30 protein-coding genes and 1 pseudogene are annotated in these 23,398 nt (G+C 69.7%); 16 read left to right on the forward strand and 15 right to left on the reverse strand.

The features are described 5' to 3' along the window. The first annotated feature begins 20 nt into the window (after positions 1-20). On the forward strand, positions 21-1,487 hold the full coding sequence (locus tag ACYUED_RS29800) for a sensor histidine kinase (RefSeq protein WP_491294497.1): 1,467 nt from the start codon (positions 21-23) through the stop codon (positions 1,485-1,487). 171 nt (positions 1,488-1,658) lie between these two features. On the opposite strand, the gene ACYUED_RS29805 is transcribed toward ACYUED_RS29800, so the two are convergent. Together ACYUED_RS29805 and ACYUED_RS29810 are read right to left on the reverse strand one after the other, a co-directional pair. Beyond that, positions 1,659-1,916, reverse strand: coding sequence for a WhiB family transcriptional regulator (locus ACYUED_RS29805; protein ID WP_006142322.1), 258 nt, complete (start codon positions 1,914-1,916; stop codon positions 1,659-1,661). Between the two features lie 320 nt (positions 1,917-2,236). After that, on the reverse strand, positions 2,237-3,205 hold the full coding sequence (locus tag ACYUED_RS29810) for a diacylglycerol/lipid kinase family protein (RefSeq protein ID WP_491286909.1): 969 nt from the start codon (positions 3,203-3,205) through the stop codon (positions 2,237-2,239). 140 nt (positions 3,206-3,345) lie between these two features. Between ACYUED_RS29810 and ACYUED_RS29815 the strand changes: the two genes are divergently transcribed. Further along, positions 3,346-3,795, forward strand: coding sequence for a hypothetical protein (locus ACYUED_RS29815; RefSeq protein WP_491286912.1), 450 nt, complete (start codon positions 3,346-3,348; stop codon positions 3,793-3,795). Between the two features lie 36 nt (positions 3,796-3,831). Here the strand turns inward: ACYUED_RS29815 and ACYUED_RS29820 are convergent, their stop codons facing one another. The 3 genes from ACYUED_RS29820 to ACYUED_RS29830 all read right to left on the reverse strand — a co-directional run bounded on the left by ACYUED_RS29820 (position 3,832) and on the right by ACYUED_RS29830 (position 5,899). After that, positions 3,832-4,938, reverse strand: coding sequence for an RNA polymerase sigma factor SigF (locus ACYUED_RS29820; protein ID WP_491286914.1), 1,107 nt, complete (start codon positions 4,936-4,938; stop codon positions 3,832-3,834). A 17-nt stretch (positions 4,939-4,955) separates the two neighbouring features. Beyond that, positions 4,956-5,369: an ATP-binding protein gene (locus ACYUED_RS29825; RefSeq protein WP_019058277.1), complete on the reverse strand. Its 414-nt coding sequence runs from the start codon at positions 5,367-5,369 to the stop codon at positions 4,956-4,958. Between the two features lie 269 nt (positions 5,370-5,638). Further along, positions 5,639-5,899 carry a UBP-type zinc finger domain-containing protein gene (locus tag ACYUED_RS29830; RefSeq protein WP_491286919.1) on the reverse strand — a complete coding sequence of 87 codons (261 nt, stop codon included), beginning with the start codon at positions 5,897-5,899 and terminating at the stop codon, positions 5,639-5,641. Between the two features lie 61 nt (positions 5,900-5,960). Between ACYUED_RS29830 and ACYUED_RS29835 the strand changes: the two genes are divergently transcribed. Then, positions 5,961-7,556, forward strand: coding sequence for a Na+/H+ antiporter (locus tag ACYUED_RS29835; protein WP_491286921.1), 1,596 nt, complete (start codon positions 5,961-5,963; stop codon positions 7,554-7,556). Positions 7,557-7,581: 25 nt separating this feature from the next. Here the strand turns inward: ACYUED_RS29835 and ACYUED_RS29840 are convergent, their stop codons facing one another. Beyond that, positions 7,582-8,475, reverse strand: coding sequence for a 1-aminocyclopropane-1-carboxylate deaminase/D-cysteine desulfhydrase (locus ACYUED_RS29840; RefSeq protein WP_491286923.1), 894 nt, complete (start codon positions 8,473-8,475; stop codon positions 7,582-7,584). Positions 8,476-8,497: 22 nt separating this feature from the next. Then, complete coding sequence (locus ACYUED_RS29845; protein ID WP_491286925.1) at positions 8,498-9,088, reverse strand: N-acetylmuramoyl-L-alanine amidase; 591 nt, start codon at positions 9,086-9,088, stop codon at positions 8,498-8,500. A 293-nt stretch (positions 9,089-9,381) separates the two neighbouring features. On the opposite strand from ACYUED_RS29845, the gene ACYUED_RS29850 reads away from it, so the two are divergent. The 3 genes from ACYUED_RS29850 (at position 9,382) to ACYUED_RS29860 (ending at position 12,805) form a co-directional block, all read left to right on the forward strand. Then, positions 9,382-10,788 carry a family 2B encapsulin nanocompartment shell protein gene (locus ACYUED_RS29850; RefSeq protein ID WP_491286928.1) on the forward strand — a complete coding sequence of 469 codons (1,407 nt, stop codon included), beginning with the start codon at positions 9,382-9,384 and terminating at the stop codon, positions 10,786-10,788. Between the two features lie 113 nt (positions 10,789-10,901). Continuing rightward, positions 10,902-11,987: a family 2 encapsulin nanocompartment cargo protein polyprenyl transferase gene (locus ACYUED_RS29855; RefSeq protein ID WP_491286930.1), complete on the forward strand. Its 1,086-nt coding sequence runs from the start codon at positions 10,902-10,904 to the stop codon at positions 11,985-11,987. Positions 11,988-12,211: 224 nt separating this feature from the next. Further along, positions 12,212-12,805, forward strand: a complete 594-nt coding sequence (locus ACYUED_RS29860) for a GNAT family N-acetyltransferase (protein WP_491286932.1) — start codon at positions 12,212-12,214, stop codon at positions 12,803-12,805. Positions 12,806-12,856: 51 nt separating this feature from the next. Here ACYUED_RS29860 and ACYUED_RS29865 read toward each other — a convergent pair. Then, positions 12,857-13,126 (reverse strand): annotated as a pseudogene (locus tag ACYUED_RS29865) (TetR/AcrR family transcriptional regulator); the annotation flags it as partial. Between the two features lie 114 nt (positions 13,127-13,240). Between ACYUED_RS29865 and ACYUED_RS29870 the strand changes: the two are divergent. The 5 genes from ACYUED_RS29870 to ACYUED_RS29890 all read left to right on the forward strand — a co-directional run bounded on the left by ACYUED_RS29870 (position 13,241) and on the right by ACYUED_RS29890 (position 16,027). Beyond that, on the forward strand, positions 13,241-13,825 hold the full coding sequence (locus ACYUED_RS29870) for a dihydrofolate reductase family protein (RefSeq protein ID WP_491286933.1): 585 nt from the start codon (positions 13,241-13,243) through the stop codon (positions 13,823-13,825). Positions 13,826-13,843: 18 nt separating this feature from the next. After that, on the forward strand, positions 13,844-14,038 hold the full coding sequence (locus ACYUED_RS29875; RefSeq protein WP_491286934.1) for a hypothetical protein: 195 nt from the start codon (positions 13,844-13,846) through the stop codon (positions 14,036-14,038). An 86-nt stretch (positions 14,039-14,124) separates the two neighbouring features. Beyond that, complete coding sequence (locus tag ACYUED_RS29880) at positions 14,125-14,538, forward strand: YciI family protein (RefSeq protein ID WP_491286936.1); 414 nt, start codon at positions 14,125-14,127, stop codon at positions 14,536-14,538. Between the two features lie 10 nt (positions 14,539-14,548). Further along, positions 14,549-15,769 (forward strand): RNA polymerase sigma factor, encoded by a 1,221-nt coding sequence (locus ACYUED_RS29885; RefSeq protein ID WP_491286938.1) that lies wholly within the window; start codon positions 14,549-14,551, stop codon positions 15,767-15,769. Between the two features lie 9 nt (positions 15,770-15,778). Then, a complete protein-coding gene (locus ACYUED_RS29890) occupies positions 15,779-16,027 on the forward strand; it encodes a hypothetical protein (protein ID WP_491286941.1) in 249 nt (82 codons plus the stop codon). A gap of 135 nt (positions 16,028-16,162) precedes the next feature. Here ACYUED_RS29890 and ACYUED_RS29895 read toward each other — a convergent pair whose 3' ends face one another. From ACYUED_RS29895 to ACYUED_RS29905, 3 genes are read right to left on the reverse strand one after another with little or no spacing between them, the layout of a single operon-like run. Next, positions 16,163-16,417, reverse strand: coding sequence for a VOC family protein (locus tag ACYUED_RS29895; protein ID WP_491286943.1), 255 nt, complete (start codon positions 16,415-16,417; stop codon positions 16,163-16,165). A 13-nt stretch (positions 16,418-16,430) separates the two neighbouring features. Continuing rightward, positions 16,431-16,844 (reverse strand): VOC family protein, encoded by a 414-nt coding sequence (locus ACYUED_RS29900; RefSeq protein WP_491286945.1) that lies wholly within the window; start codon positions 16,842-16,844, stop codon positions 16,431-16,433. A gap of 27 nt (positions 16,845-16,871) precedes the next feature. Beyond that, a complete protein-coding gene (locus ACYUED_RS29905; protein ID WP_491286947.1) occupies positions 16,872-17,264 on the reverse strand; it encodes a helix-turn-helix transcriptional regulator in 393 nt (130 codons plus the stop codon). 102 nt (positions 17,265-17,366) lie between these two features. Between ACYUED_RS29905 and ACYUED_RS29910 the strand changes: the two genes are divergently transcribed. The 3 genes from ACYUED_RS29910 to ppk2 are packed head-to-tail and all read left to right on the forward strand — an operon-like array spanning position 17,367 to position 19,703. Next, positions 17,367-18,521, forward strand: coding sequence for an inorganic phosphate transporter (locus ACYUED_RS29910; RefSeq protein WP_491286949.1), 1,155 nt, complete (start codon positions 17,367-17,369; stop codon positions 18,519-18,521). Positions 18,522-18,540: 19 nt separating this feature from the next. Next, positions 18,541-18,786 carry a hypothetical protein gene (locus tag ACYUED_RS29915; RefSeq protein ID WP_491286951.1) on the forward strand — a complete coding sequence of 82 codons (246 nt, stop codon included), beginning with the start codon at positions 18,541-18,543 and terminating at the stop codon, positions 18,784-18,786. Positions 18,787-18,800: 14 nt separating this feature from the next. After that, the gene (gene ppk2 / locus ACYUED_RS29920; RefSeq protein ID WP_491286953.1) at positions 18,801-19,703 is read left to right on the forward strand and encodes a polyphosphate kinase 2; all 903 of its coding nucleotides are present in this window, start codon (positions 18,801-18,803) and stop codon (positions 19,701-19,703) included. 173 nt (positions 19,704-19,876) lie between these two features. Here ppk2 and sodN read toward each other — a convergent pair whose 3' ends face one another. Continuing rightward, positions 19,877-20,272, reverse strand: coding sequence for a superoxide dismutase, Ni (gene sodN, locus ACYUED_RS29925; protein WP_030928916.1), 396 nt, complete (start codon positions 20,270-20,272; stop codon positions 19,877-19,879). 144 nt (positions 20,273-20,416) lie between these two features. Here sodN and sodX point away from each other — a divergent pair, with 144 nt between their 5' ends. Next, a complete protein-coding gene (gene sodX, locus ACYUED_RS29930) occupies positions 20,417-20,851 on the forward strand; it encodes a nickel-type superoxide dismutase maturation protease (RefSeq protein ID WP_491286957.1) in 435 nt (144 codons plus the stop codon). On the opposite strand, the gene ACYUED_RS29935 is transcribed toward sodX, so the two are convergent. Both ACYUED_RS29935 and ACYUED_RS29940 read right to left on the reverse strand, forming a co-directional pair. Then, complete coding sequence (locus ACYUED_RS29935) at positions 20,755-21,384, reverse strand: CGNR zinc finger domain-containing protein (protein ID WP_491286959.1); 630 nt, start codon at positions 21,382-21,384, stop codon at positions 20,755-20,757. The two genes, sodX and ACYUED_RS29935, sit on opposite strands and share 97 nt — an antisense overlap. 59 nt (positions 21,385-21,443) lie before the next feature. After that, entirely contained in the window at positions 21,444-21,683 is a 240-nt protein-coding gene (locus ACYUED_RS29940) for a transposase (RefSeq protein ID WP_491286961.1), read from the reverse strand. Positions 21,684-22,108: 425 nt separating this feature from the next. Here ACYUED_RS29940 and ACYUED_RS29945 point away from each other — a divergent pair, with 425 nt between their 5' ends. Further along, positions 22,109-22,543, forward strand: a complete 435-nt coding sequence (locus ACYUED_RS29945) for a hypothetical protein (protein WP_491286963.1) — start codon at positions 22,109-22,111, stop codon at positions 22,541-22,543. Positions 22,544-22,612: 69 nt separating this feature from the next. Here ACYUED_RS29945 and ACYUED_RS29950 read toward each other — a convergent pair whose 3' ends face one another. After that, a complete protein-coding gene (locus tag ACYUED_RS29950; protein WP_491294498.1) occupies positions 22,613-23,365 on the reverse strand; it encodes an amino acid ABC transporter ATP-binding protein in 753 nt (250 codons plus the stop codon). Positions 23,366-23,398 lie beyond the last annotated feature (33 nt).

The following is a 23,398-nucleotide window of genomic DNA, read 5'->3' on the forward strand; positions in this document are numbered from 1 at the left end:
CGCTCACACACGTGCCCTCCATGAACGAACTGGTCCGCCAGCACACCGCCCTCGACGACTCCGACCTCGAGTGGCTCCATCTGCTGGTCTCGGAGTGGCAGCTGCTGTCCGACCTCTCCTTCGCGGACCTCGTCCTGTGGGTCCCCACCCGCGACGGCACCCGGTACGTCTCGGTCGCCCAGATGCGCCCCAACACCGGCCCCACCTCCTACCAGGACGACATGGTCGGCCACCTCGTCCCACGCGGCCGCCGCCCCATGCTGGACGCGGCGCTCGACGAGGGCCGCATCGTGCGTGAGGGCGACCCCGAGTGGCGCGAGGAGGTCCCCGTACGGGTCGAGTCGATCCCCGTACGACGGGAGGGGCGCGTCCTCGGCGTGATCGCGCGCAACACCAACCTGCTGACCGTGCGCACCCCGAGCCGTCTGGAACTGACGTACCTCCAAAGCGCCTCGGACCTCGCGCAGATGATCGCGGCCGGCTCCTTCCCGTTCGCGAACCAGCAGATGGACATGGACGCCGCACCGCGCGTCGGCGACGGCCTGATCCGGCTCGACGCGGACGGCCTCGTCCAGTACGCCTCCCCGAACGCCTTGTCCGCCTACCACCGCATGGGACTCGCCTCCGACCTCGTCGGCCAGCACCTCGGCAGGACCACCGCCGAACTCGCCCCGACCCGTGGGCCGGTGGACGAGGCGCTCGCCAAGGTCGCCAGCGGATGGGCGCCGCGCGAGTTCGAGATCGAGGCCCACGACGGGGTCATCCAGTTCCGGGCGATCCCGCTCAAACCCAAGGGCACGCGCATCGGTTCACTGGTCCTGCTCCGGGACGTCACCGAACTGCGCCGCCGTGAGCGCGAGTTGATCACCAAGGATGCGACCATCCGGGAGATCCACCACCGGGTGAAGAACAACCTCCAGACGGTCGCCGCCCTGTTGCGCCTGCAGGCCCGGCGCATCGAGTCCGACCGCGGCAGGGAGGCCCTCGAAGAGGCGGTCCGCCGGGTCGGATCGATTGCGATCGTGCACGAGACGCTGTCCCAGAACCTGGACGAGCGCGTGGAGTTCGACGAGATCGCCGACCGCGTCCTGTCGATGGTCGCCGAGATCTCGCCGGGCAAGGTCACCGGCCGGCGCAGCGGCCGCTTCGGAATCCTGGACGCCGAGGTGGCCACCCCGCTGTCCATGGTCCTGACGGAGATCCTCCAGAACGCCCTCGAACACGGATTCCGTGAAGGCGAAACCGGCACGGTCGAGGTGTCGGCCGTCCGCGGCGGCACGACGAAGGAGGCCCGCCTCCTGGTCACCGTCCAGGACGACGGCCTCGGCCTCCCCGAGGGCTTCGACCCGCACACCTCCGGCAACCTGGGTCTGCAGATCGTACGGACCCTGGTGGAAGGGGAGTTGGGCGGGACGTTCGACATGGTGCCGGCGCCGGAGCGAGGGACGCGGGTGATCCTGGACGTTCCGGTGCAGACCCACAAGTAGGGCGCCGGGCCGGTACACAGCAAGAAGCCCCGGACCTCAAGGTCCGGGGCTGAAATGCTCGTTGCCAGCTTGTGCTGCGCATCGGGGGGTACTGCGCGCTGCGGCTCGGGGGCGGGAGATGCGTACTCGCTGTACGCGCCGCCAAGCTCAGGCTGTTGCGGGGCGGGTGTGTCAGGCGGAGGCCTGACGGGCCCGGTTGCGGGCGGCACGGCGCTTCATCGCGCGACGCTCGTCCTCGCTGAGACCACCCCAGACGCCGGAGTCCTGGCCGGACTCGAGCGCCCACTGCAGACACTGATCCATAACGGGACAGCGACGGCAGACGGCCTTGGCTTCCTCGATCTGCAGCAGCGCAGGACCGGTGTTGCCGATGGGGAAGAAGAGCTCGGGGTCTTCCTCGCGGCAAACGGCGTTGTGACGCCAGTCCATGGCTGCTACCTCTCCTTGGTATTACATGCAAGTTGCTTGTGAATGTGAACGCTTTCACGAATCCCTCAACAAGTGAAGGGCCGTCCAACAGGTTTCCCTGTTGTGGTCCTGTGGTTTGAAGAGGGGTTCCGGTGATCAGTGGACGCCGGTGTTGCGGGCTGTCCCGACCGCCACGTAGAGACTCGCAAACCTCAGCGGCGGATACAACCCCTTCCGGAAAGTTTTTTTTGATTCCTCGGTGTCGACTAGGTCACAGCCGTACTTCCATGGGGTGGATCCTGGCCTAAACGTTCGAGTGAAAGGACTTCAGCCCTTTCTGCTCACACAATCACACGCAGTGCACGGCGTACGCCTGTGAACGTCACGCTCGTACGCAGCCCCAGGTGGTCGCCGTCCATCTGAAGGGGTAGGGGCACCTTCGAATGCAAGGTGAACCGGTCCAGGTCGTGCAGGGACACGGCGTGCTTGCCATGGGGTCCGCGCTCGGGGGACGAAGTGAGCAACTGGGTGGCATACCGGGCAACCGAGACCGTGGACATACGGCTGAGACCGAGCAGGTCGAGCCCGGTGTCGAACGAGGCCTTAGGCGACGCGTACACCGGGCGATTGCCCAAATAGGTCCACGGCGAGGTGTTGCAGATTATGGACAGCACCAGATCGGTCATCGGTTCCTGACCGGGCCGCTCCAGCGTGATGGAGCCGTGCCGCCGATTGGGCTCATGCAAGAACTGGCGTACGACCTGGCGCAGATACAGGGCATGCGTGGATCTACGGCCCTGCTCGCGCTGCTGTTCGACCCGCCCGACCACGCCCGCGTCGAAGCCGAGTCCCGCGCAGAAGGTGAACCAGCGGGCCGGTACCGCCTCGTCGTCGGTACCCGGCGTGCCCTCGGCGATTCCCATGCCGACCGTGCGTTCGCTGCCTTCGCGCAGGGCGTCCAGCAGTGCGCCGGTCGCCTCCACGACGTCGTTGGGGAGGCCCAGGGCACGGGCGAAGACGTTGGTGGAGCCGCCGGGGACCACGGCGAGGCGCGGGAGGCGCTCGGGGTCCGGGCCGGCGTGCAGCAGTCCGTTGACCACCTCGTTGACCGTGCCGTCGCCGCCGAGGGCCACGACCAGGTCGATGTCGTCGCTCTCCGCCGCCTGCCGGCCCAGGTCGCGCGCGTGGCCGCGGTACTCGGTGGTGACCGCCTCCAGCTTCATCTCGCTCGCGAGCGCGTGGATCAGCACATCGCGCGTACGTGCGCTTGTGGTGGTTGCCGCCGGGTTGACCACGAGAAGTGCACGCATGAGTTGCAGCGTACCTAGTGGGAAGTACCGGGCACAGGCCGAGGTAGGGATCAGGTAAGAGGGGAGGGGGTGAGCCTTGCCACGGGTGCCCGTCTCAACCTCGCCACGGAGGCCCGCGTCCCCGGAGCTACCCTTCTGGTGTGACCAGTGAGCAGACCCCCGCCGCCCAGGAAGACACCGGCCCGCGCCCGCGCCGGCTGACGTATGCCGCGGCGCTCGCCGCGCTGGAGGGGCTGGCTCTGGTCGGCGGGGGCGTCTGGATGCTCGTGGAGGGTCTGACGGGTGCCCCGGACGACAGCCGGTCCGCGGTCACCGGCGGCATCACGCTCGTCGTCCTCGCCCTGCTGCCGCTGCTGGCCGCCCGCGGACTGCTCGGCCGGCGCAGCTGGAGTCGCGGCCCCGCCGTCATCACCCAGATCATGGCGCTGCCGGTGGCCTACAACCTGCTGCAGGCCGACAGTGTGGCCATCCCGGCGGGTATCGCCCTCGCGGTCGTCGCCCTCGCCGCGCTGGTCCTGCTGATCAATCCGGCCACGACCCGGGCCCTGGGAATCCGGGGCCCGGGCCGCGCACAGGACGGCGAGCGGTAGTCGTACGGCGCGCGGCAGCAGTCGTGGAGCGGAGTCCTACTCCTCCACCAGCAGCTTCTCGCGCAGCTGTGCCAGCGTGCGCGCCAGCAGGCGCGAGACGTGCATCTGCGAGATGCCGACCTCCTGCGCGATCTGCGACTGGGTCATGTTGCCGAAGAAGCGCAGCAGCAGGATCCGCTTCTCCCTGGGTGCCAGGTCCTCCAGCAGCGGCTTGAGGGACTCGCGGTACTCGACGCCCTCCAGAGCCTCGTCCTCGGCGCCCAGTGTGTCCGCCACGGCAGGCGACTCGTCGTCCGTGTCGGGGACGTCCAGGGACAGCGTGGAGTACGCGTTGGCGGACTCCAGGCCCTCCAGGACCTCCTCCTCCGAGATCGCCAGCTTCTCGGCGAGCTCGTGGACCGTGGGGGAGCGGCCGTGCTGTTGCGAGAGCTCCGCCGTCGCCGTCGTCAGCGCGAGGCGCAGCTCCTGCAGGCGTCGCGGCACGCGCACCGCCCAGCCCTTGTCGCGGAAGTGCCGCTTGATCTCGCCGACGACCGTCGGGGTCGCGTACGTCGAGAACTCGACGCCGCGTTCCGGGTCGAACCGGTCGACCGACTTGATCAGGCCGATGGTGGCGACCTGGGTGAGGTCGTCCAGCGGCTCGCCGCGATTGCGGAAGCGGCGCGCGAGATGCTCGACAAGCGGCAGGTGCATACGGACCAGCCTGTTGCGCAGCTCCGCGTACTCCGCGCTGCCGTCCTGCATCTCGCGCAGTTCGATGAACATGGCGCGCGCCCCGCTGCGGTCGTGCGGGTCGTGCTGCGCGGCGTGCTGCACGCTCTGTGCGCCCTGCCCGTCGCCCTCGGCGTTTCGCTCGTGCTCGCTCATCGTCCCGCCCGTCGCCCTTCTCCGAGCCCTCGCCTCCGCTCGGACCGGGGTGACCCCGTTCCGCCCGTCCAGAGGCGTGCTCTGGACGGCACCTTCCCGATCCGGCTGCCCGTCGTCCAGGGGAACGAGCTCCGCGGAGTCGTCCTCCGGATGCGGCCGGGCCTGCTCGGGGATGCCGTCGATGCCGTCGGAGCCGCTGACGGCGTCCCCCGTGCGTCCGGACCCGCCTGTGCCCTCGGCCGGCAGCTCTCGTGTGCCGCGCTCTTCGTCACGCACCGGCCCGTCCCCTGTCCTCACGCCGGCCCGGGTCCCGCGCCGCGCTGTTTGTAGAGGCTGATCGAAACGGTTTTGTCCTCGTCCACGGCCGAGGAGACCTTGCCCGCGAGTGCGGACAGGACGGTCCAGGCGAAGGTGTCACGCGCGGGGGCGTGCCCGTCCGTGGTCGGGGCCGAGACGGTGACCTCGAGGGAGTCGTCGACGAGCCGGAAGACGCAGCTGAGCACGGAGCCGGGCACGGCCTGCTGCAGCAGGATCGCGCAGGCCTCGTCCACCGCGATGCGAAGGTCCTCGATCTCGTCCAGGGTGAAGTCCAAACGGGCCGCGAGGCCGGCCGTAGCCGTACGCAGCACCGACAGGTAGGCACCCGCAGCCGGCAGCCGGACTTCCACGAAGTCCTGGGTCGCGGGCTCGCCTGCGATCTGGGACACCCTCACCTCCAAGGTGGTACAAGCTGATCAGGGCCGAGGGTCGCCCCCCGGGATAACGCGATGTGTGGTTCAGCGGTGACGCTATCGCGCTCTCAAGTTTCCTGTTCCCGGGACCCCGACCCTTGTCGTTACTCACAGTAAAACTGTGGACACGCTCCGTGTCTAGGGGTCTGCGGCTCCAAATGGGAAGAACGCGCGCCGGGTTGACGTACCCAGACGTCAGACGGTCGAACCGTCCGGATCGTGGGTCGTCCTCCGGTCTTCCAGGGTCACACGAGAACGTGGTCCACGAAGCACCAACGCCAATCCTCACCGGGCTCGAATGTGCGCATGATCGGATGGCCGGAGTCCTTGTGGTGCTCCGTCGCGTGCCGGTTCGGCGAGGAATCGCAGCAGCCGACATGGCCGCAGGTGAGGCACAGCCGCAGCTGGACCGGGTGTGTGCCGTCCCGCAGACACTCCGGGCACGTCTCGCTGAGCGGACCGGGTTGCGGTTCTGGCAGCGCGTCGGCGTGCGTGCACTGTTTCATGATTGCCAGATTACGACGGGTGTGCGGATGACCGCGCGGAAAACGAGGGCGGGCGAGGACGATGGACGTGATGCCACTGCTGTTGCTGGTGGCGGGCAGCACCGCGGTCGCCGCGGCCGGCCGGCGTACCCCGGTGCCGGCGCCGCTGCTGCTCGTCGCGGTGGGGCTCGCGGTCTCCTACGTCCCCGGAGTGCCGGACTACACCCTCGATCCGGACATCGTGCTGCCGCTGGTGCTGCCCCCGCTGCTGCACAAGGAGGCCGTCGAGAGCTCGTACCTCGACCTGCGGGCGACGATGCGGCCGGTGGCCCTGCTGTCGGTGGGATACGTGCTCTTCGCGACCTTCGTCGTGGGCTGGGTCGCCTATCTGATCGTGCCGGGGCTGCCGTTGCCCGCGGCGCTCGTGCTGGGCGCGGTGGTGGCGCCCACGGACGCGGTCGCGGCGGCGGCGGTCGCCCGCCGGGTGGGGCTGCCCTCCCGGATCACCACGATCCTGCAGGGCGAGTCCCTGCTGAACGACGCGACCGCGATCACCGCCTACCGGGTGGCCGTCGCGGCCGCCGTCGGCGCGGGTGCCTCCTGGATCGGCGGGATCGGCGAGTTCCTGCTGGCCGCGGTCGGCGGTGTCGTCGTCGGGCTGGTGCTGATGCTGCCGATCCACTGGCTGCGCACGCACGTGAAGGAGGCGCTGCTGCAGAACACCATGTCCCTGCTGATCCCGTTCGTCGCCTACGCCGTCGCCGAGCAGGTGCACGCCTCCGGAGTCCTCGCGGTCGTCGTCGTCGCCCTCCACCTCGGACACCGCGCGTGGGAGGTCGACTTCGCCACCCGGCTCCAGGAGGAGGCGGTGTGGAAGGTGGTCGCGTTCGTCCTGGAGTCGGCGGTGTTCGCGCTCATCGGGCTGCAACTGCCGATCGTGCTCAGGGGCCTGGGGGAGTACCGGGGTGTGGACGCCGCCTGGTACGCGGTCGCCCTGTTCCTGGTGGTCGTCGCGGCCCGCTTCCTCTGGGTGTACCCGGGGACGTTCCTCCCCCGCATGCTGTCCGCGCGGATCAGGGAACGCGAGGACAACCCCACCTGGAGAGGGCCGATCGTCACGTCCTGGGCCGCCATGCGGGGCGTCGTCTCACTGGCGATCGCCTTCTCGATCCCGCTCACCGTGCACGGCGGGGGCCCGTTCCCGCAGCGCAACCTGATCCTCTTCCTGACCTTCACGACGGTCATCGGCACCCTGGTGGTGCAGGGCCTCACCCTGGCCCCGCTGATCCGCCTGGTGAACTTCCCCGCCCGGGACGCGCAGGCCGAGACCCTCGCGGAGGCCAACGCCCAGGCGCAGGCCTCCCGGATCGCCGAGGAGCGCCTGGACGTGCTCCTCACCGACGAGCGCAACGCCCTCCCGCCGCCCCTCGCCGAGCGTCTCCGCCAGGTCCTGGAGCGCCGGCGCAACGCCGTCTGGGAGCGCCTCGGGCAGGTCAATCCGATCACCGGCGAATCCGTCGACGACACCTACCGCCGGCTGTCGCGGGAGATGATCGGCGCCGAGCGTGCGATGTTCGTGCGGCTGCGGGACGGCCGCTACATCGACGACGAGATGCTGCGGACACTGCTGCGCAGGCTGGACCTGGAGGAGGCGGCGGCCTACCGGGAGACCGCGTAGCCCTGCGCCGCGCGGGACTGCGGGTCTACGGGAAGGGCCGTCCGGTGACCACGGCGGCCACCGTCGTCCCACGCGCGAAAGTGCCTTCCCGGGCCAGGAAGACAAGTCCATACAGCAACTTGGCGACATAGAGACGCTCGACCGGCACGTCGTGGCGCTGCTCGAAGTCCTCGGCGAAGGTGTCGAGTTCGGCGGTGGTGCGGGCGTAACCGCCGAAGTGGAAGCGGTCGTCGAGCGTCCATGCGCCGCGCCGGCCGCCGAACGCGCGTTCCTGGAGAGCCTCGGTGTCGGCGGCCAGGAAGCCTCCCCTGAGCACGGGTATGCCGAGCGCGCGCTGATCGGGGGCCAGTCCGGCGGCCAGCCCGGCCAGCGTGCCTCCGGTGCCGCAGGCGAGGGCGACGACATCCGCCCGCCCGCGCAGTTCCTCGCCCAGGGCCCGGCAGCCGCGTACGGCTTCGGCGTTGCTTCCGCCCTCCGGGACGACGTACGCGTCCGCGGCGCCGGCCGTGCGCAGTACGCGCGCGAGAGTGGCCGGTTCTGCCTTGCGGCGGTACGTCGACCTGTCGACGAAGTGCAGTCGCATACCGTCGGCCGCGCACCGGGCCAGGGAGGGGTTGAGGGGACGGTCGGCCAGTTCCTGCCCGCGGACCACGCCGACCGTGGACAGCCCGAGGAGACGGCCCGCGGCGGCTGTGGCGCGCAGATGGTTGGAGTAGGCCCCGCCGAAGGTGACGACGGTACGGCCGGTCGCGGCCGCGAGGTTCGGCGCGAGTTTGCGCCACTTGTTGCCGATCAGCTCCGGGTGGATCAGGTCGTCGCGCTTGAGGAGGAGCCGGAGGCCGCGGCGGGTGAAACGGTCGTCGGACAGTTCCTGCAGGGGGGAGGGGATGCGCGGGTGCAGGGTGTCGAGGCCGGTCACGGAACCATTGTGACCTGGTGACTCACTTGAGGCGCTCCCGGATCCGCTCGCGCAGCCAGGTCATCGTGAACCCTCGCGGATCGACCTTCCCGGGCTGCCACTCCAGGTGGCCGATCACCGACCGTTCCGTCCACCCGTGGTGCCGGCACACGGCTGCCGCGGCCTTCTCGATGGCCTCCAGCTGGGCGGCGGGCCAGGGATCCTTGCCGTCGCCGAGGTTCTCGCACTCGAAGCCGTAGAAGTGGCGGTTGCCGTCGGTGTTCGCCTCGTTGTCCGGCGGGAGCGTCTTCTCGGCGATCACCGCGCGCAGCACGTCGTCGTCGCCGAGGCCGGCGTGGTTGGCGCGGCCGTAGCCGACCAGGTGGACTCTGCCGTCCTTGGTGATCACGCCGTGGCACAGCGGTCCGGGAAGTTCGGCGTAGCCGTCCCGGCAGAGTTCCACGGTGTGCTCGCTGCCGCTCGTCACCGTGTGGTGGATCATCACGCCGTGGACCGGGCCCCAGGGGCCCTTGTGGTTGCGGTTGTGATGCATCCAGTCCCCGACCTCCACGACCGTGAGGCCTTCCGCTCTGAGGCCGCTCAGGAAACCGCCCGCGGACATGGGTGAGGCCATGACCGTCTCCTTCCTTCCGTGCCGACGGCCGCCCGATGCGACCCTCCGTGAGGGGTGTTGTACCGAAAGTGAGCATCCGATTACACATTGTGTTCGCTGCGAGGGTTCGGATCCGGCCAGCTCGCGAACGTCGGCGTCGGGCGGAGCCGCCTGCGTGCCCAGCCCGCCGAAGATCCAACCCCGCTCTTTCGGGTAATAGCACAGACACGTTCCGTGATGAAAGGCTGGTCCGCGGAGATCGACGCAGCGGCGCAGATCGGCGTCGGCTGTATGAGCGGGAGGGCAATTCTCATATGTCGGTAGGCGAAGAGGTCCGTTCGGAGCAGGGCAAGCCGCAGCAGAGCCTCGGCACGGCAGCCGCACGGAACCTGGCCACCACGACCAAGTCCGCGCCCCAGATGCAGGAGATCAGCTCGCGCTGGCTGCTGCGCACGCTGCCGTGGGTGAATGTCCAGGGTGGTACGTACCGGGTCAACCGGCGACTGAGCTATGCCGTGGGGGACGGCCGCATCACATTCGTGAAGACCGGCGACCGGGTCGAGGTCATCCCCGCGGAGCTGGGTGAACTGCCCGCGCTGCGTGACTACGAGGACGACGAGGTGCTCTCGGAGCTCGCCCAGCGCTGCCGGCAGCAGGAGTTCGCTCCGGGTTCCGTGATCGCCTCGTTCGGCAGCCAGGCCGACGAGGTCTATCTGCTGGCGCACGGCAGGGTGGAAAAGGTCGGCACGGGCCCGTACGGCGACGACGCGGTCCTCGGTGTGCTCGCCGACGGCGCCTACCTGGGCGACGCGGCGCTGCTCGACCCGGAAGCGATCTGGGAGTACACGGCCCGCGCGGCCACCGCGTGCACGGTGCTGATCCTCTCCCGCCAGGACGTCGACCAGGTCGCGGAGCGCGCCGACTCCCTGCGGGCGCACCTGCGGCAACTGCGCACGATCCCCGAGCAGCGCACCAACAAGTACGGTGAGAAGGAGGTCGACCTCGCCGCAGGCCACAGCGGCGAGCCCGACATCCCGCACACCTTCGTGGACTACGACGCCAAGCCCCGCGAGTACGAACTGAGCATCGCCCAGACCGTGCTGCGCATCCACTCGCGTGTGGCCGACCTCTACAACCAGCCGATGAACCAGACCGAGCAGCAACTGAGGCTGACGGTCGAGGCGTTGAAGGAGCGCCAGGAGCACGAGCTGGTCAACAACCGCGAGTTCGGCCTCTTGAACAACTGCGAGTACGACCAGCGGCTCCAGCCGCACGACGGTGTGCCCAGCCCCGACGACCTGGACGAGCTGCTCAGCCGGCGGCGCGGCACGAAGCTGCTGCTCGCCCACCCGCGCGCGATCTCCGCGATCGGCCGCGAGCTCAACAAGCGGGGGCTCGTCCCCGAGACGATCGAGGTGGGCGGCAACCGCATCCCGACCTGGCGCGGTGTGCCGATCTACCCGTGCAACAAAATCCCGGTCTCCGAGGCCCGCACGACCTCGATCATCGCGATGCGTACCGGCGAGGCCGAGCAGGGCGTCATCGGACTCCAGCAGGCCGGCATCCCGGACGAGATCGAGCCGAGCCTGTCCGTGCGGTTCATGGGCATCAACGAACAGGCGATCATCAAGTACCTGGTCACGGCCTACTACTCGGCCGCGGTCCTCGTCCCGGACGCGCTCGGTGTCCTGGAGAACGTCGAGATCGGCCGGTGGAGGTGACGTTTCTGCACCTGGGAGCCGTGTCCCCGCACACCTCGGCGGGTACATCCCGGTCGTATGCGCCCAGCCGCAGCGGAGGCGCCGCCGTCCGCGGACTGACCGAGGGAGATCCCATGGCCGAGTTCATGACGGAGGCGAAGCAGCGCACCCCGGACGCGCAGCCGCTCGACGGGCACGAGGCGGCGGTGATCCTGGAGCGCACCCGGGCATCCGTCGACCCCGAACTGCGCGCCGCCATCGACTCGTTGCCCGGCTCCATGCGCCGGATCGCGCTCTACCACTTCGGCTGGGAGCACGCGGACGGCACCCCGGCGGCAGGCAACGCGGGCAAGGCGATCCGTCCCGCGCTCGTTCTCACCGCGGCCGCCGCGCTCGGCGGTGCGAGGGCCCGGGAGGCAGCCGTCCGGGCGGCCGCGGCGGTGGAGCTGGTGCACAACTTCACGCTGCTGCACGACGACGTGATGGACCGGGACACCACCCGCAGGCACCGGCCCACCGCATGGACCGTGTTCGGTGACGCGGACGCGATCCTCGCCGGGGACGCCATGCAGGCGCTGGCCCTCGGGCTGCTCGCCGAGGACCCGCACCCGGCGTCCGGGCCGGCCGCCGCCCGGCTCGCGGCGTGTGTCGTCGAACTGTGCGCCGGCCAGCACGCGGACACGGCGATGGAGCGGCGCGGCCCCGGCGAGGTCACCCTCGACGAGGTGCTCACCATGGCCGAGGCCAAGACGGGCGCGCTGCTCGGCTGCGCCTGCGCCCTGGGCGCGCTGTACGCGGAGGCGTCCGCCGAGGACGTCGAGGCGCTGGACGCGTTCGGCCGGGAGGCCGGGCTCGCCTTCCAGCTCATCGACGACGTCATCGGCATATGGGGCGATCCGCTGCATACCGGGAAACCGGTCGGCGCGGATCTGGCGGCCCGCAAGAAGTCCCTGCCGGTGGTCGCCGCGCTCACGTCGGGCACCCCGGCGGCCGCCGAACTGGCCGCGCTGTACGAAGCGCCGTACGACAAGGGGGGTGAGGGCGACATCGCGCGGACGGCTCTCGCTGTCGAGCAGGCCGGTGGGCGCGACTGGGCGCAGGTCCAGGCCGCCGACCGCATGGCCCGCGCCATGCACGAGCTGTCCCGTGCGGTCACCGACCCGGCGGAGGCGGGCGGCCTGCTCGCCCTCCTGGAGTTCGTGACACGGCGCAGCACCTGACCTCTGCCCTTCCAGACCCCGGGGCCCACCGGGGCGGCCGCGCGGCTCCTGACCCCGCACGGCCGCCGAGGCTCCGGCCCGGCGGGTCCCGCACATCCCCACGGTGTGCGGGGCCCGTCTTATTGCGGAGGCCCGGTCGCCACTCCCTCAACTCGCTCGGCTCACAGCCCCGTATAGGCTCAACAGCCGTACGGCCGAGGTCGGTTGAGGCGAGGAGACGGCATATGGGCGTGGCGATCCGGGCGGCGGGCGAGGGCGACCGGGAGCTGGTCGTGCGGCTGCTGGACCAGGCCTTCCAGGACGATCCGGTCAGTGGCTGGGTCTTTCCCGGGGACGAGTACCGCCGTACCACTCACCACCGGTTGATGGCCGCGTTCACCGGGATCGTGCTCGACGACGGCCGGATCGATGTCACCGAGGACGGCAGCGCGTGCGCGTTGTGGCTGTCCGTGCCCGCCGAAGCGCACGACGCCGACGACGACGGGCCCGCCCAGCTGCGGGCCGCCGTCGACCCCGGGAACGAACGCGTCGAACTGATCGGCCGGCTGACGGCCCGGATCCACCCCGTCGGCCGCGCCCACGAGTACCTGTGGATGATCGGCGTGGCACCGGAGCGCCAGGGCGAGGGGATGGGGAGCGCGCTCGTCCAGCACGTCCTCGACCGCTGCGACCGCGAGGACCTGCCCGCCTATCTGGAGGCCAGCAGCGCTCGCAGCCGCGCACTGTACGAGCGTCTTGGCTTCGCACTCGCCGGCCGCCCTCTGGAGCTTCCGGACGGCCCGCGGATGTGGCCGATGTGGCGCGAACCCCGCGGTTGACCCTGCGGCTGACCCCCGGCTGACCTGGCCCTCCGGTACGACCGTCCAGCCCTCCGGTACGACAGTCGCCTCGATCCGCTCCACGAGTTCCTCCGGCGCCTGTCCACCGGGCAGCTCCGCCTCCCGGTGGAACTCCATGCCTTGCTCCGGGCCGGCGCGCACCGACTCCGTGCAGGAGGCGCGCAGTTCGGGGTGCCGGGTGGCTTCGAGGCGCATCTCCAGGAGCGCCAGATGGCCGGTGCGGTCGCCGGTCGCCCGGGCCATCAGGTCATGCATCAGCGCGGTGACCAGGGCGCGGTCCTTCGGCGCCCGGACCAGCTCGCCGGAGGTGCCCGTGGGCACAGCGTGCGTGGAAATTTCCTTGTGGCCACCACAGGCGAAGCACTATCTCTGAAGTGGTTGAACCGATCATGCTGCCTACGGAAAGAGTTCGGCTTGCGCAAGCTCACGTACTTCATCGCCTGCTCCATCGACGGCTTCATCGGCGACCCGGGCGGTGACGCGTCGTCCATGCTCGCGTTCGTCGACGAGGAGTTCTTCGGGTTCCTCACGGGGGAGTTTCCCGAGACCCTGCCGACTCACGGCCGACGGCCGCTCGGCATCGACGACCTGCCGAACAAGCGGTTCGACACGATCATCCAGGGCCGCGCCAGCTACGACATCGCGCTGCGGGAGGGGATCACCAGCCCTTACGCCCACCTGCGCCAGTACGTCGCGTCCCGCACCCTCAAGGAATCCCCCGACCCACATGTCGAGATCATCGCGGAGGACCTGGTCGGCAGGGTCCGCGCGCTGAAGGCCGAGGACGGCGCGCTCGGTGTCTACCTGTGCGGCGGCTCGCAGCTCGCCGGTGAACTGGCCGACGAGATCGACGAGTTGATCATCAAGACGTATCCGCAGGTGTACGGCTCGGGCATGCCGATGTTCGGCAGCGGATTCGCGGTCACCGACTTCACCCTGGAGTCGGTGCGCACGTTCGGCAACGGAGTACTCGTCCGTACGTACGCGCGGCGGCGCTGACCGGCCTACGCTGAGGGCATGGACAGCTCAGAACGCGTCTGTCCGGAGTGCGGACAGCCCGTGGAGACGGTGGTCAAGCGCCACAAGACACTGGGCGCGTGGGTGCCGGTATGGGTGTCGGGCCCCTGTCGCAACCCCAGGTGCGAGGCATACGTCCCCCGGGGCGCCGAGTCCGGCGAGGAGCCCGGAGAGGCGGCGGCGAAAAAATCCTGAGACCCGTGTCGAGATGCCCGGCCCGGCTCCGACGTCCCCTGTGAGAGCCGCCCGCCACGGGCGGCGCGAGCCGAAGGAGCAGAGTCATGAAGTACCTGGTCATGGTGCAGTGCACGCAGGCGGACTACGAGGGCATGAGCGGCAAGGCCAACGCGCACTCCCCGGCCTGGAGCCAGGAGGATGTCCAGGCCATGTACGCCTTCATGGGCGCCGTCAACAACGACCTCGCCGAGAGCGGCGAGCTGATCGACGCGCAGGGCCTGACCGAGCCGGCGAAGACCCGGCTGGTCGGCCTGGGTGACGACGGCAAGAGCGTGATCACCGACGGCCCGTACGGCGAGACCAAGGAGCTGCTGGCCGGCTACTGGGTCCTGGACTGCGCGAACCTGGAACGCGTCACGGAGATCGCCGAGCGCATCATCCAGTGCCCCGCGCCCGCCGGGGCGACCAACTACCCCGTGGTGATCCGGCCCATCGACAGCGGCTCCGCGGACGTCTGAGCACAGCCGTATGGGCCCAGCCGCCGAGGTCGAGGACCTGCTGCGCCGGAATGCGCCGCAGGTCCTCGGCGCGCTGGTGCGCCGGTACGGGCACTTCGACACCGCCGAGGACGCCGTGCAGGAGGCGCTGCTGGCGGCGGCGGACCAGTGGCCCTCGGCGGGAGTGCCGGACAACCCGCGCGGCTGGCTGATCAAGGTGGCCTCGCGGCGGCTGACCGACGCGCTGCGGTCGGAGGAGGCGCGACGGGCCAGGGAGGAGAGGGTGGCGGCGCTGACCCCGCGCGACGCGTTCACCGCCCCGCCGCCGGGAGTGGACCGGGCGCCCCGCGAGGACGACACGCTCACGCTGCTCTTCCTGTGCTGCCACCCGGACCTCACCCCGCCCGCCCAGATCGCGCTCACCCTGCGTGCGGTCGGCGGTCTGACGACGGCGGAGATCGCCCGCGCGTATCTGGTCCCCGAGACGACGATGGCGCAGCGCATCAGCCGGGCCAAGCAGAAGGTTCGGGGGGTGCGCTTCGGGCGGCCGGACAGCTGGCAGAACCGTCTGCCCGCCGTTCTGCACACGCTCTACCTGATCTTCAACGAGGGCTATACGGCGACGTCGGGAGCGGTGCTGCAGCGGCGCGAACTGGCCGGCGAGGCGATCCGGCTCAGCCGTACCGTCCACCGGCTGCTGCCCGACGACGGAGAAGTGGCCGGCCTGCTGGCCCTGATGCTGCTCACCGACGCCCGCCGCGCGGCACGCACCGGCCCGCACGGTGAACTCGTGCCCCTCGACGAACAGGACCGCGCGCGCTGGGACAAGGCCGCGATCGAGGAGGGCGTCGCGCTGGTCACCCGGGCGCTGTCGCGGGGCGGCGCGGGCCCCTACCAGGTGCGCGCCGCCATCGCCGCCGTACACGACGAGTCGCCGTCCGCGGAGGCGACCGACTGGCAGGAGATCCTCGGTCTGTACGAGGTGCTGGTCCGCCTGGTCCCGGGCCCCGTCGAACGCCTCAACCGCACCGTGGCGGTCGCCATGGTGGACGGTCCGGAGGCCGGGCTCGCCGAACTCGACCTGCTGGAGCCGCAGTTGGGGCATCGCCTCGACGCGGTCCGCGGCCACCTCCTGGAGCGCGCGGGCGCCTACGAACAGGCCCGCTGCGCCTACGAGTCCGCGGCAGCGGCGACCCTGAGCCTGCCCGAACAGCGCTATCTCCAGGGGCGGGCGGCACGGCTGAGGTCGTAACCTGAGCCCATGACCGGTCAGTTGGGGGGAAGGCGCCGCCGAATGTGGCGCTGGGCCGTGCTGGTGTGGGCGATCGCCGCGGCCGTCGGGGGAGGGCTCACCCTGTGGCTGCAGGACTCCATGCAACCGCGGCCGCCGGCTGTTTGGGAGCAGGAATCCCCCGCCGAACCGGCCGCCCCGCTACTGAAGGCCACCGCCTGCCCGAACGACGAGGGAGCCACGGCCTTCGCGTGCGTGGACGCGTGGGCGACTCCTTGAGAGTCGGCCTGTGAAACCGGGCCGGCCCGGGGGCCGTTCGGCACGCGGGCTCGCCGTGATCGCCGGGTCCCGCAGCGGTCGATCTCGTTTGGGCCGAGTCGGCCGCATGGTGTCGTGTGCTGATCCGATGGGGGTTCAGGGCGCAGGCGCCGCGGGGTTTTCGCCCGTTCGTGCCGGCAGCGCGCCGGTCTCCGGGGCGCGGCCGGTCAGGCAGTAGGTGCCGACCGTCGGGTCGTGCATCACCGTCCAGTGGGGCCCGCGGGCGGCCGGTGTCGCGCCGAGTCGTTCGTGGGCGGTGCGGGTCGCCTCGATGTCGGCGCAGGCCAGGTCGGATGGGCGGTGGTCGGCCGTTACTCGTCGGTGTGGCGGTCTGTGAAGGCGCAGGTCCACAGGGCCTGACGGCTCATCCCGCCCGTTCCATGAACCGCAGCATGTTCCCTGCCGGATCCCGGAACGCGCAGTCCCGGACCCCGTACGGCATGTCCGTCGGCTCCTGGATCACCTCGGCGCCCGATTCCCGGACGCGGGCGAAGACGGCGTCGCAGTCCTCGGTGGTGAAGTTGACGCCGCGCAGCATGCCCTTGGCCAGCAGCTGCTCCATCGCCTCCCGGTCGGCGGGGGAAAGGTCGGGGTTCGCCGCGGGCGGTTCGAGCACGATCGACACGTCCGGCTGCAGCGGCGACCCGACGGTCACCCAGCGCATCCCCTCGTACTTGACGTCGTTGCGGATCTCCAGGCCCAGGACGTCGCAGTAGAAGGCGATCGCCTTGTCGTGGTCGTCGACGGCGATGAAACAGTTGTTCAGTTTCAGGTCCATGCGTCCAACCTAAGGTCATTGGCGGCGCTACGCCCGTGTCGGGCGCGTGTACGCCCGCGCCACGCAGGGCGGGATCACCGCGCTCTCCTCGTGCGAGCGAGCCCGGTAGGAACTCGGCGTCTCGCCGACCAGCTCGGTGAAGCGGGCGCTGAAGGAGCCGAGGGAGGTGCAGCCCACCGCCATGCACACCTCCGTCACGGTCATGTCGCCGCGACGCAGGAGGGCCTTGGCCCGTTCGACCCGGCGGGTCATGAGGTAGCCGTACGGTGTCTCGCCGTAGGCCTGCCGGAAGCTGCGCTGGAAGTGGCCCGGCGACATGAGCGCGGTGCGGGCGAGGGCGGGGACGTCGAGGGGTTCGGCGTACTCGCGGTCCATGCGGTCGCGTGCCTTGCGCAGCCGTACCAGATCCTCACGGTTCACCACGTCAGCATCGCACGATCCACACCGTCCGGGCGCTTGGTCCTGGAGCCTGCTTTACCTCATGTTCGTCTGCTGTATGAAAGCGCTTGTTCCCCTAAGGCAATGGACCACATCACGTTCCTCGTGGCGGTCGTCATCGTCACGGCACTGGCTTTCGACTTCACCAACGGATTTCACGACACCGCAAACGCGATGGCCACCTCCATCGCCACCGGCGCCCTCAAACCCAAGACAGCGGTGCTCATCAGCGGAGTTCTCAACATCGGCGGTGCGTTCCTGTCCACCGAGGTCGCCAAGACGATCTCCGGCGGCATCGTGGACGACACCCTCGTCAGTCCGGGGATGATCTTCGCGGGGCTGGTCGGGGCGATCCTGTGGAACCTGCTGACCTGGCTGGTCGGGCTGCCGTCCAGTTCCTCGCACGCCTTGTTCGGCGGGCTCATCGGCGCCGTGTGGGTCGGCGCGGGCTCCAACGGCGTGCACTTCGACAAGGTGGTCGACAAGGTACTGATCCCCGCCGTGGCCTCGCCCATCGTGGCCGGCGTCGCGGCCCTGATCGCCACCTACCTCGCGTACAAGCTCACCGCCCGCGGCCGCAAGGACTCGGTCACCAAGGGCTTCCGGCTCGGCCAGATCGCCTCCGCCTCGCTGGTCTCCCTCGCCCACGGCACCAATGACGCGCAGAAGACCATGGGCATCATCACGCTGACCCTGATCTCGGCGGGCGCGCTCGGCCACGACGCCGGCCCGCCGGTCTGGGTGATCGGTTCGGCCGGTCTCGCCATCGGCCTCGGCACCTACATCGGCGGCTGGCGGATCATCCGCACGATGGGCAAGGGCCTGACCGAGATCCAGTCCCCGCAGGGCTTCGCCGCCGAGACGGCCTCCACGACCGTCATCCTCACCTCCGCCCACCTCGGCTTCGCCCTGTCCACCACGCAGGTCGCCTCGGGCTCCATCCTCGGCGCGGGCCTCGGCCGGCGCCTGGCGGAGGTGCGCTGGGGCGTCGCCGGCCGCATGGTCGCCGCCTGGCTGATCACGCTGCCCGCCGCCGCGCTGGTCGGAGGCGTCTCCGCGAGCGTGGTCAAGCACGGCGGCAACCTCGGCACCGTCGTCGTCGCCCTGGTCGGTGCCGCCGTGGCCGCGGGCATCGTCGTCGTCTCGCGCCGCAACCCGGTGCACGCCGACAACGTCAACGACCACCACGAGGTGGCCATCCGCACCGAGCCGCCGGCCACCGTCGGCGCGGCCGCCTGAGACACGGGGAGTTCGCATCATGAACATCGACTGGAGCGCACTCGGCCAGGTCACCGGGGTGAGCATCGGCGTCACCGTCGCCGTGGTCGTCGTCTTCGCCCTCGGCGTCCTCGGCCTCGCCCGATTCGAAGGGGCGCGGGAGGATGGCGGCGCGACCGGCGCGGGGGTCTCGTCCCTCGGTCTCGCCCAGGCCGGCCTGTGCTTCCTCGCCTGCGCCGCCGTGGTGGCGTACGGGATCTACCTCATCGTGCCGCAGTTCCACTGACACCCGGAGCAAGGATGACCATGCCACCCCTGCTGTCCGAGTCGGCCGACCTGACGGTCGACTACACCGACCCCGACGACCCCGTACTCATCCGCCCGGACGGAAGCCAGATCGACACCTGGCGGGAGAACTACCCGTACGGGCAGCGTATGGAGCGCAAGGAGTACGACTGGCACAAGCGGCTCCAGCAGATCGAACTGCTGAAGCTGCAGAGCTGGATAAAGGAGACCGGGCGCCGGCTCGTCATCGTCTTCGAGGGGCGTGACGCGGCCGGCAAGGGCGGCACCATCAAGCGCTTCACGGAGCACCTCAACCCGCGCGGCGCACGGGTGGTGGCGCTGGAGAAACCGACGGAGCGCGAGAGCGGCCAGTGGTACTTCCAGCGCTACGTCGAACACCTTCCGACCGCGGGCGAGATCGTGCTGTTCGACCGGTCCTGGTACAACCGGGCGGGCGTCGAGCGGGTCATGGGCTTCTGCTCGGACGACGAGTACCGGCGCTTCATGCGCCAGGCACCGCTGTTCGAGCGGATGCTCGCGGACGACGGCGTCGACCTGCTGAAGTTCTGGTTCTCCGTCTCGCAGGGCGAGCAGCGCACCCGCTTCACGATCCGCCAGGTCGACCCCGTACGTCAGTGGAAGCTCAGCCCGATGGACCTGGCCTCGCTGGACCGCTGGGACGACTACACCGCCGCCAAGGTCGCCATGTTCCGTGAGACGGACACCGAGCACGCGCCCTGGACGGTGGTGAAGAGCAACGACAAGAAGCGGGCCCGCGTCGAGGCCATGCGCAGCGTGCTGGCCCGCTTCGACTACTCCGACAAGGACGAGGAGGTCGTCGGCAGCCCCGACCCACGGATCGTGGGTGCGGCGCCGGGCCTCCTGGAGGCCGGGGAGGACGACGACGACGGCCGTTAGGAACGCCGACCGCCAGGAAAGGCGAAGCCGTCAGGAAGGCCGAAGCCGTCAGGAAGGCCGAGGCCGTCAGGAAACCAGAAGGGGTCCGGCCGGTTTCCCGGTCGGACCCCTTCAGTGTGCCCGTGGACCCGCGATGGTGCACCGATCGCCGGTCCTTGCGAACGGGGCGTTCGTCAGGCCTTTTTGGTCTCCCAGAAGATCTTGTCGATCTGGGCGATGTAGTCCAGGGCCTTCTGACCCGTGGCCGGGTCGGTGGAACCCTTGGCGGCCGAGAGGGCCTTCAGGGCGTCGTTGACCAGCTGGTGCAGCTCCGGGTACTTCTCGAAGTGCGGGGGCTTGAAGTAGTCGCTCCAGAGCACCGAGACGTGGTGCTTCGCGAGCTCGGCGCGCTGCTCCTTGATGACGGTGGCGCGCGCCTGGAAGTGCGGGTCGTCGTTGCCGGCCATCTTTTCCTGGACGGCCTTCACCGACTCCGCCTCGATGCGGGCCTGGGCCGGGTCGTACACACCGCAGGGCAGGTCGCAGTGTGCGCTGACCTTGACCTTGGGGGCAAACAGGCGGGAAAGCATGGAGCGTTCCTTCCTCGTGATCGTCTTCTCAGGTGCGACATTACTCCCTGGGAGAGGCGTTTTCGCGAGTGCCCCCATGGGCTTAGGACAAAAGTCCGGGGTCAGACTGAGACTGGTGGAGAACGTACCGGGGAGGTGCCGGGTATGCCGGAGCTGTCGCAGGAGATCGAGCGTGGGCGGGCGCTGCTGCCCTTCGGGACGGCCGAGGTCAACGGCCCGTCCATGGTGCCCACGCTCCACCACGGGGACCTTCTCGTGGTGCAGTACGGGGCCCGGGTCAGGCCCGGTGACGTGGTCGTCCTGAGGCATCCGTTCCAGCAGGACCTGCTGGTCGTCAAGCGTGCGACGGAGCGCCGCGAGGGCGGCTGGTGGGTGCTCGGCGACAACTCCTACGCGGGCGGCGACAGCACGGACTACGGGACCGTACCGGAGGAGCTGGTACTGGGCCGGGTGCGGTTTCGGTACCGGCCGCTCAGGGCGGATCAGCGCTCACCGTTCGCACTCGCGCGCTGGGCGCTGTCGGCCGCGAGGCCCGTCTTTGCGGACCGGTCGGCCTCCAGGCGCTTGCGGGCGCGGTAGGCGGCCACGTTGGCGCGGGTCGCGCAGCGGTCGGAGCAGTAGCGCCGGGAGCGGTTCGTCGACGTGTCGAGGTAGGCGTTGCGGCACGGTGTCGCCTCGCACAGGCCCAGACGGTCGACGCCGTACTCCGTCAGATGGAACGCCAGCCCCATCGCGGCGATGGCCGCGAAGCCCGCGGTGGCGTTCGAGGGGTGGTCCGCCAGGTGCATGTGCCACAGCGGGCGGCCGTCGTCGTCCCGGTGGTCGTGGCCCGAGATCTGCGGACTCACCGGGAACTCCAGCAGCAGCGAGTTGAGCAGGTCCACCGCGAGCGTCTCGTCCCCCTTGTCCGCTGCCTCGAAGACCGCCCGCAGCCGGGCCCGGACCGAGCGGAAGCGGGTGACGTCGGCGTCGGTGGCGCGCCGGGCCGCCGACGCGTTGGCGCCGAACAGCTCGCGGACGGCCCCGACCGAGGTCAGGGAGTCGTTGCCCCGCGCCGGCTCCTCCGTGTTGACGAGTCGCACGGCGTAGTCGGAGTAATAGGCCAGTTCCATGAGGATCCTTTGACCTCGGGAGCACTCGCTCACGTAAGGGGTACCAAATCCTAAGGCTATTACCTCCCGTTCAATTTGGTTGTGCGTCCGCGCCGACCCCGGATCTCGGCGGTGGTGCGGAGCCGGACCAGGGAGAGCAGCTTGTTCGCGAGCTGCACGATGTGGAAGTGGTCGACCACGACGACGGAGTTCGGCAGTCCGGTGCGGATCGCGGCCCGGTCGGTGGCCGACAGGTCGATGACCACGTGCCGGATGCTGTTGCGCCAGGTCAGGAGTCTGGTGGACAGCCAGGCCGGCACGTCGGCGACGGTGCCGCCCAGACCTGGCCGAGCGGGCCACCGATACCGAGCGCGTCGACGAACCCGGTGTGCCACCGGTCCCGCGTCAGCTGCCACTTGCCCGTTTCGAGGTTCTGCTTTCAGCGAGCCTTGCTGCGCCGGGTCTCGTCGCCGCCCAGCAATCCTGACCTCGGCCGGCGGCGCTTCGGCGACCTCGTGGGCAACGGCCTCGAGGGCTGGCATACGCGGGTACTGCGCGAGAAGGGTTTCGGGAGGTGTCCTGTGCGGTGTTCGCCGTCGGGCGCGTGGTTGCCGGCGCGGAATTAGGTGTTCCGTATCACGGTGCGATGCGCAACGGGGATGACTGTGATGATCGTCTTCCATCGTGATCAGGCAGCCTCCGGGCTGCCCTCGATGACAGGAGGAAGACCCCTTCCATGCGCTTCATGAGATCGGTTCTCACCGCAGGAACGTGTGCGGCCATGGCGATCGGCGGGCTGACGGCGGCGCCTGCGGCCTATGCGGAGTCCGGCAAGGGCGGGTGCTACCAGTACTCGGATATGGACACCTTTCCCGACAACAGCAAAGTCGTGATCTGGAAGTCCTGCATCAGCAAGAAGGCCAACCACGTCGGGCACCCGTACGCGATCTTCTCCATGGGGAAGAAGCACCCGAACTGCAAGATCGGCATTACGGCGGTCACCACGGGCGAGAAGATCGTCTCCAAGAAGGTCTACCCCTGCCCGAAGGGGAAGGTGGTCAAGAAGCGCTACGACGGCAAGGACTTCCACGGCTCGGGGCAGTTCACGACGTTCGTGTTCCTGTACGGGATCCAGACCGAAGGCAACCTGTCGCCGCGCAGTCCCTGGCTCAACATGTAGTGACCCGAAACGGCCGATGCCGCCCACCCCGGCCAGGGTGGGCGGCATCGGCCGTTTCGCGCAGCCCTCTCAGAGCACCTTGGACAGGAACGACTGCGTCCGCTCGTGCTGCGGGTTCGTCAGGACGTCGCGCGGGTGGCCGGATTCGACCACCACGCCGCCGTCCATGAAGACGAGGCTGTCGCCGACCTCGCGTGCGAAGCCCATCTCGTGAGTGACGACGATCATCGTCATGCCGGACTCGGCCAGGTCGCGCATGACGTCGAGGACGTCGCCGACCAGCTCCGGGTCCAGGGCCGAGGTCGGCTCGTCGAAGAGCATCAACTTCGGATCCATGGCGAGTGCCCGGGCGATGGCCACGCGCTGCTGCTGACCGCCGGAGAGCTGCGAGGGATAGCTGCCGGCCTTGTCGGCGAGGCCCACCCGCTCCAGCAACTGCTGGGCGCGCTCCCTGGCCTGGGCCCTGTTGATGCCCTTGACCTGTACCGGCGCCTCGATGACGTTCTCCAGCGCCGTCATGTGCGGGAACAGGTTGAAGCGCTGGAAGACCATGCCGATGTCCCGGCGCTTGAGCGAGACCTCGTTGTCCTTCAGCTCGTACAGCTTGTCGCCCCGTTGGCGATAGCCGACCAGCTCCCCGTCGACGTACAGACGACCGGCGTTGATCTTCTCCAGGTGGTTGATGCAGCGGAGGAAGGTCGACTTGCCGGAGCCGGAGGGGCCGATGAGGCAGAAGACCTCGCCGGACTTCACCTCCAGGTCGATGCCTTGGAGGACCTCGACGGGACCGAAGGACTTGTGGACGCCTTCGGCCTTGACCATCGGGATGCTCGTGTCCCTCGACACCGAATCGGT

The organism is Streptomyces sp. DF42, assembly GCF_058267695.1.

Bases quoted from the DNA above. Each gene is read 5' to 3' on its own strand.
- ACYUED_RS29810 (WP_491286909.1), bottom strand. From the start codon at position 3,205: ATGCGTGCACTTCTCGTGGTCAACCCGGCGGCAACCACCACAAGCGCA.
- ACYUED_RS29875 (WP_491286934.1), top strand. From the start codon at position 13,844: ATGGACAGCTCAGAACGCGTCTGTCCGGAGTGCGGACAGCCCGTGGAG.
- ACYUED_RS29890 (WP_491286941.1), top strand. From the start codon at position 15,779: ATGACCGGTCAGTTGGGGGGAAGGCGCCGCCGAATGTGGCGCTGGGCC.
- ACYUED_RS29830 (WP_491286919.1), bottom strand. From the start codon at position 5,899: ATGAAACAGTGCACGCACGCCGACGCGCTGCCAGAACCGCAACCCGGT.
- ppk2 (WP_491286953.1), top strand. From the start codon at position 18,801: ATGACCATGCCACCCCTGCTGTCCGAGTCGGCCGACCTGACGGTCGAC.
- ACYUED_RS29850 (WP_491286928.1), top strand. From the start codon at position 9,382: ATGTCGGTAGGCGAAGAGGTCCGTTCGGAGCAGGGCAAGCCGCAGCAG.
- ACYUED_RS29855 (WP_491286930.1), top strand. From the start codon at position 10,902: ATGGCCGAGTTCATGACGGAGGCGAAGCAGCGCACCCCGGACGCGCAG.
- ACYUED_RS29915 (WP_491286951.1), top strand. From the start codon at position 18,541: ATGAACATCGACTGGAGCGCACTCGGCCAGGTCACCGGGGTGAGCATC.
- ACYUED_RS29845 (WP_491286925.1), bottom strand. From the start codon at position 9,088: ATGGCCTCACCCATGTCCGCGGGCGGTTTCCTGAGCGGCCTCAGAGCG.
- ACYUED_RS29950 (WP_491294498.1), bottom strand. From the start codon at position 23,365: ATGGTCAAGGCCGAAGGCGTCCACAAGTCCTTCGGTCCCGTCGAGGTC.
- ACYUED_RS29880 (WP_491286936.1), top strand. From the start codon at position 14,125: ATGAAGTACCTGGTCATGGTGCAGTGCACGCAGGCGGACTACGAGGGC.
- ACYUED_RS29805 (WP_006142322.1), bottom strand. From the start codon at position 1,916: ATGGACTGGCGTCACAACGCCGTTTGCCGCGAGGAAGACCCCGAGCTC.
- ACYUED_RS29885 (WP_491286938.1), top strand. From the start codon at position 14,549: ATGGGCCCAGCCGCCGAGGTCGAGGACCTGCTGCGCCGGAATGCGCCG.
- ACYUED_RS29910 (WP_491286949.1), top strand. From the start codon at position 17,367: ATGGACCACATCACGTTCCTCGTGGCGGTCGTCATCGTCACGGCACTG.
- ACYUED_RS29935 (WP_491286959.1), bottom strand. From the start codon at position 21,384: ATGGAACTGGCCTATTACTCCGACTACGCCGTGCGACTCGTCAACACG.
- sodN (WP_030928916.1), bottom strand. From the start codon at position 20,272: ATGCTTTCCCGCCTGTTTGCCCCCAAGGTCAAGGTCAGCGCACACTGC.
- ACYUED_RS29860 (WP_491286932.1), top strand. From the start codon at position 12,212: ATGGGCGTGGCGATCCGGGCGGCGGGCGAGGGCGACCGGGAGCTGGTC.
- ACYUED_RS29835 (WP_491286921.1), top strand. From the start codon at position 5,961: ATGGACGTGATGCCACTGCTGTTGCTGGTGGCGGGCAGCACCGCGGTC.
- ACYUED_RS29800 (WP_491294497.1), top strand. From the start codon at position 21: ATGAACGAACTGGTCCGCCAGCACACCGCCCTCGACGACTCCGACCTC.
- ACYUED_RS29900 (WP_491286945.1), bottom strand. From the start codon at position 16,844: ATGGACCTGAAACTGAACAACTGTTTCATCGCCGTCGACGACCACGAC.
- ACYUED_RS29945 (WP_491286963.1), top strand. From the start codon at position 22,109: ATGAGATCGGTTCTCACCGCAGGAACGTGTGCGGCCATGGCGATCGGC.
- sodX (WP_491286957.1), top strand. From the start codon at position 20,417: ATGCCGGAGCTGTCGCAGGAGATCGAGCGTGGGCGGGCGCTGCTGCCC.